At 43.8% G+C, this 5394-nt stretch carries 3 protein-coding genes; 2 read left to right on the top strand and 1 reads right to left on the bottom strand.

From position 1 onward, the window contains the following. The first annotated feature begins 169 nt into the window (after nucleotides 1-169). Together QUA56_RS36020 and QUA56_RS36015 are read left to right on the top strand one after the other, a co-directional pair. A complete protein-coding gene (locus tag QUA56_RS36020) occupies nucleotides 170-3097 on the top strand; it encodes a PAS domain S-box protein (protein ID WP_333368668.1) in 2928 nt (975 codons plus the stop codon). Between the two features lie 6 nt (nucleotides 3098-3103). Then, nucleotides 3104-4333, top strand: a complete 1230-nt coding sequence (locus QUA56_RS36015) for an ATP-binding protein (protein ID WP_333368666.1) — start codon at nucleotides 3104-3106, stop codon at nucleotides 4331-4333. 192 nt (nucleotides 4334-4525) lie between these two features. On the opposite strand, the gene QUA56_RS36010 is transcribed toward QUA56_RS36015, so the two are convergent. Further along, a complete protein-coding gene (locus QUA56_RS36010) occupies nucleotides 4526-5107 on the bottom strand; it encodes an HAD family hydrolase (protein WP_333368663.1) in 582 nt (193 codons plus the stop codon). Between the last annotated feature and the right edge of the window lie 287 nt (nucleotides 5108-5394).

Here is a 5394-nt window from a genome sequence, read left to right as displayed (position 1 = left end):
CGATCGTCTCGCTCGCGGCATATCGCGAGCGAGACGATCGCACGCTATATTATCCAAATATATTATTCCGATGCAACCCTCCATGATATAAGTTGGCACTGAAGGCTTGAGCTTTGTTAGTATTGGCTTGAAAAAGCTCAAGTCCGCAACTGCAAAACCAAGAGCCAGTATGTGTATCGATCCCACAGAGCTCGATCGACCTCTCGAAACCAGCGAAGCATTAGTAGCAGAGCAAAAAGCAAAAATTCGACAACTCGAAGAGCATTTGCAGCAGCAGAGAGAATTGTGTGAGAAATTAGAAGCACAACTCAAAGCAGTCGAAAATGCTGGCTTTTCGGTTTCTGCAACTGAATCCGATATCACTGAGGACGATCGCATTCAGTTAATCGCATCTCTGGAAAAAAGCCAGGAAATGTATCGAACTCTCATCAAACATTATCCGAATGGCTCGGTGTTTTTGTTCGATCGCGATTTGCGCTATACTCTGGTTGACGGCCAAGGTTTAGCACTAGCTGGTTTGTCCAAAGAACAGTTGGAAGGCAAAACATTGTGGGAAGTATCGCCACCAGAAGATTTGCCACTTTTTGAGACTACATATCGCGCGGCTTTAGCAGGAAAAGAGAATGCTTTTGAATATAAATACGGCGATCGCGTTTATTTAACAACAATTGCTCCAGTCAAAAACGACCGGGAAGAAATTTTTGCAGGAATGGTCGTTACTCAAGATATTACCGAAAAAAAACAGGCAGAAATAGCCCTGGAAGAAATCACAAATCAGCTAGAAATTAAATATCAAAAGCGCACTGAAGACTTAAAAACAGCCAACAATCAATTGCAAGAAGAAATTATCTATCGCGGGCGCGCCGAAAAAGCTCTGCGGGAAAGCCAGGAACAGCTAGAATTGTTTTTCTCTCAATCTTTAGATGGCTTTTTCTTTATGATGCTGGAGGAACCCGTGCACTGGGACGATACAGTTGACAAAGAAAAAGTTTTGGATTACGTATTTACTCGCGGGCGGGTAACGAAGGCAAACGATGCTTTAATAGCTCAATACGGATCTATTAGGGAAGAGTTTATTGGCCGCACGCTTGACTCTTTTTTCTTCCACAACTTGACTGGCGGCAGAGAGATAATCAGGCAATTTTTTGATGCTGGCCGAATTCACATCGAAAATGACAATCGCAAGTTTGACGGGGATATAATTTGGGTGGAAGGCGACTATATTTGCATTTACGATTCCCACGGCAGAATCCTCGGGTATTTTGGGGTGCAGCGCGATATTAGCGATCGCAAAAAAACAGAAGCGACCATCAGAGATAGCGAAGAACGCTTTCGAGCAACCGTCGAACAAGCGGCAGTCGGCATTACCCACCCCGACAAAACAGGCCACTATTTGCGAGTCAATCAAAAATTCTGCGAGATAGTGGGATATACTGCGAGCGAACTGCTGTCGCGAACTTGGATGGACGTTACTTACCCAGAAGATATAGATGCAGATTTAGAACAAAACAAGCAATTATTTGCCGGGGAAATTGACAGTTTTAAAATGGAAAAACGCTTGCTGCGTAAAGACGGCACTGTAGTTTGGGTAAATATTACAGTATCGCTAATCAAAGAACCGCTGAGCGGGGCAATTTACAATGTAGTAGTGACAGAAGATATTAGCGATCGCAAACAAGCTGAGGCAGCACTAAAAGAGAGCGAAGAAAGGTTTCGACAGCTAGCAGAAAACATTGAAAGCGTGTTTTGGATGGTAAACGTTCAACCCCAGGAAATTATTTATATCAGTCCGGGTTACGCAAAAATTTGGGGCAGAAGCTGCGCTGATTTGTATGCTTACGGCAGCTTTTTTACAGAGTCCATTCATCCAGAAGATCGCGAGCGAGTTATTGCTACCTTCACTAAAAAAATTGAGTCTGAAGAGGATATCGAATATCGAATTGTCAGGCCGGACGGCAAAATTCGCTGGATTCGCGCTCGGGCTTTTCCGATTAGAAATCAAGCTGGTCAAGTTTACCGCATCGTTGGCATTGCAGAAGATATAAGTGAACGAAAACAGGCAGAAAACACCATCCGTGAAAGTGAAGAACGCTTCCGCCAACTAGCAGAAAATATCCAAGATTCCTTCTGGCTGATGTCTGCTGAATTCACCGATTTATTGTATCTGAGTCCAGCTTACGAAAACATCTGGGGGCGCAGCCACGAAGAATTATATGCCGAACCCTTAAAAATGATGGAGTGGGTGCATCCAGAAGATAAACATTTGTTGGAAGAGGCAATGGGGCGAGTGTTGCAGGGCGAGTCCACCAGTACCGAATATCGGATTTTTCGGCCAGACGGCACAATGCGCTGGGTGTGCGATCGAGCTTTTTCCATTTACGACGAAGCGGGCAAAATTTACCGCATCGCGGGTATTGGCGAAGATATCAGCGATCGCAAATTGACCGAGGCCCGCATCCAAGCAGCACTCCGCGAAAAAGAAGTATTGCTCAAAGAAATTCACCACCGAGTCAAAAATAATATGCAGGTAATTTCCAGCTTGCTGCAACTTCAAGCTCAATACATTGAAGACGAATCCACGCTAGCTTTATTTGAAGAAAGCCAGACCCGCATCCATTCAATGGCTCTGATTCACGAGCAACTGTATCAATCCGAACATCTCGATCGCATCGACCTTCCCCCCTACGTCGAAAACTTGGTTGCTAATTTGTATCAATCTTTTGGTTGTGGCAACACTGCAATCCAATTCAATCTCAAAGTTGACCCCATTTATTTAAACATAGAAACAGCAATTCCTTGCGGTTTAATTATTAACGAATTGGTTTCTAATTCCTTAAAATATGCTTTTACCAAAAATTTAGCAGGTTTAATTACTATTAAATTTTCCGAAATAAATTCTCAGCAATTTCAATTAATTATTCAAGATAACGGTAGCGGATTTCCGGCGGATTTTGACGTAGAAAAGACTGAAACATTAGGATTGCGATTAGTGAGAATGTTGGCTTACCAATTAGAGGGGACTATTGCCATTGACAGTCAGTGTGGGATTTGCTATAATTTAAATTTTAAACAGTTAAATTATCGGCAGCGAATTTAAGGAAAAATGAACCCTATAAAAATTTTGGTTGTAGAAGACGAAGTTATTGTAGCGCAAGACATAGCAGGTCGATTAAAAAAAATGGGATATGCAGTAACAGCTACAGTTTCTTCAGGAGAAGAAGCAATTCAAAAAGCTATAGAAAACCCGCCAGATTTAGTGTTGATGGACATCGTGCTTAAAGGTGACATGGACGGGGTAACAGCGGCAGAAAAAATCCGAACCAATATGAATGTGCCGACAGTATTTTTAACAGCTTATGCCGACGATCAAACGCTGCAAAGAGCGAAACTTACAGATCCATTCGGTTACATTATCAAACCATTTCAACAAAATGATTTGCGGGTGGCGATCGAGATTGCCTTGCACAGAAACGAAATCGAAACCAAGATGCGAGAATCTCTCAAAACTTCCGAAGCAGCCAGAGAGTCGGTGGAAGAAAAATCGCACCGCCAAAACCATTATATTTCAATGGCCGCTCACGAATTGCGGAACCCGCTCAACGCGATTTTAATCTCTGCAGAACTCCTAGAGCTCGATCGAACTCGCAGCAGTGACGAATCCCAAGTTAGAACCCTGCGGCTGGTGCACTCAGCTACCCAAAAGATGAACCAGCTAATCGACGATATGCTGTTCATGGGGCGAGCAGAAGCAGGCCAACTCAAATGCAATCCATTACCGATAAATTTAGTCGAATTTTGTCAAGACTTGCTCCATCAATTGCAGTTAGGAAATGAAGCCAAGCACAAACTAACATTAATCCCGTCAGATGTTACCAGCGCGATGTTAGATCAACAATTGCTGCACGGCATTCTCTCCAACTTAATCGTCAACGCCATCAAATATTCCCCAAACGGCGGGAAAATCACCTTGGAATTGGAATACCGTCAAGCAGGCGAGGGAGACAAAGAAGCTATTTTCTGCTTATCTTCTCAGTGTTTGTTTGCCAATGCCCAATTTACAAATATTAACTCCCCCTTACTAATTATCCGCATCCGAGACGAAGGTATCGGCATCCCCGAAACCGAAGTAGGGAAAATATTTGAAATGTTCTACCGCTGCAAGAATACTGGGAAGATTAAAGGTAACGGTTTGGGATTAACAATTGTTAAAAAAGCTGTGGAATTGCAAGGAGGTGCGATCGCCTGCGAAAGCAAAATGGGCGTTGGTACTACCTTTACAGTCTGGCTTCCTTATGTGGCGCTTTCCTTTAAGACTCAATTGTCAAAGACTTAAATGCCAGGCAACGGAGAACACGGCAATGCCGTTTCCCTACCCCAAAATAATCATGAGTCGGACACGGCAATGCCGTTTCCCTACCCCAAAATAATCATGAACCCTTGATGAGAGATGTAACCATCGCCCGATTAATTGTAGGGACACGGCAGTGCCGTGTCCTGACTTTGGGTAATATCAATTCCGATGCCACTAATCAAAGTTTTGCAAAATCCATTCAACCGCCGCCGTTAAATTTGCTGCAATAAAATCCGGTTTAGTATGGTGCTGATACTCCCCGCTCAACACGCTTTCTCCGTAACCAGTCTGCACCAAAATACCAGTACAGCCGGCATTGTGAGCCATATCAACATCAGTCGCTTTATCCCCCACCATAAAACTATTTCGCAAATCTAAATCCTGTTCCCAAGCCGCCGCTACCAACATCCCCGTATTCGGTTTTCGCCAAGTTGTATACCGCGTAAATTCTGGGTTGGTTCCGCCTTCTGCTTCGCTCAAATAAGGACAGTAATAAAGAGCATCTAACTTGGCTCCTGCTTCATTTTCTAATAGCTGACAAAGGCGTTTGTGCAAAGCTTCTACGTGGCTAACCGGATAATAATTCCTCGCCGGACCGGATTGATTGGAAACCAAACAGCAAAATATTTGTCGGTCATTTAAACGGCGTACAGCTTTGGCTATTCCTGGGATTAAATGCAAATCTTCTACTTGGTGAATGTAACCGGCTTCGATGTTGAGAACGCCATCTCTGTCAAGAAATACTGCTCGTTTCATGGTTGTATTGTTTTTGATATAATATAAAACTCGGTGGCATCGGAATTGATATTACCCACAGTCAGGACACGGCAATGCCCAAGGCGTGTCAACTTAAGCTTTTCGTCCGCTAGTCCTCCCGCCTACCCGCCAGTCCGCCAAGGAATGAATTCCCTGTCTAATAGCCAAAGTCCTCTAAAAGAGGACTGAATCATTCATTAGTCCTCTTTTAGAGCGTTCCACCGGCGTCGCACGCCGGTTATGAATAAAAGAAACAGTAAAGCTAGCCCAAAAGTTGCCAGCGATCG

This window comes from Microcoleus sp. N3A4 (genome assembly GCF_036701805.1).
Taxonomy (GTDB): domain Bacteria; phylum Cyanobacteriota; class Cyanobacteriia; order Cyanobacteriales; family Microcoleaceae; genus Microcoleus.
This window is presented reverse-complemented; position numbering and strand designations above follow the sequence as displayed.